At 42.1% G+C, this 764-nt stretch carries 1 protein-coding gene; it reads right to left on the reverse strand.

Going from position 1 to position 764, the window contains the following annotated elements; all coding sequences use genetic code 11:
• The coding region (locus tag R8O11_RS27070) for a MutH/Sau3AI family endonuclease (RefSeq protein ID WP_318194855.1) at positions 1–406 on the reverse strand (406 nt) is incomplete at its 3' end.
• Positions 407–764: the final 358 nt, after the last annotated feature.

Below are 764 nucleotides of genomic sequence, written 5' to 3' on the forward strand. Positions count from 1 at the left end.
GAGGTGTCCCTACACGACGCTCGGCAAGGGGGATTTCTCGTTCACCTTCTACAGGAACCCACAATACGCGCGAGAGCTTATTGCGCACATGGCTGGTTTCCCATGTCAGTCCTTGAACACCAGTTAAGGGTGCAACGCATACAAATGTAGTTTCTAACGGTCGTCCGTTGTAGCCAATTGGAATGCTCTTTAACTCGATACCAAGTTTGGAAAAGTCTTGTTGAGGTTTGCTACCCGCAGGAGCGCCCAAATGCCATTCCAGCAATTGTCCCACCCAGCCTTTATCGCGTTTGAGGTTTTCTGGAACGGTCATCTCTGCTTCGTCCGCTAATTCCGCAAAACTGAGTCCGGCAATATCGTGAGCGCGTTCCATTAACTCCGCTTCTGATTGTGGTTCTGGTTTCATAATAACTGCATGACAATGGAAAAATCCTAGTCTAACAAATTTCAACAAAATCTACTGTCCAAGATTTCATCGAGATGGATTAAGAATGATCAATTCATAACTTATCCACAGATATAGGTGCATATAAGTGGATCTACTGATGGGCTGGATGAATAAACAGGGGTTTTGAAACGTTTTTAGGCTTGATTTTATGTAGATGTCATGAAGTTAGAGAATGAATGTGTGGATAAATAACCGATCGGTTGATCTTTGACCGATCTGAGTTTGGTGAAAAGATCATCAGAATTGACAAGATCGTTTTATCACCAGGTTTGTTTTTAAGTTTATATTTATCATTGAGTTATGATTGGTCGTTATT

The organism is Vibrio sp. 1288, assembly GCF_033344475.1.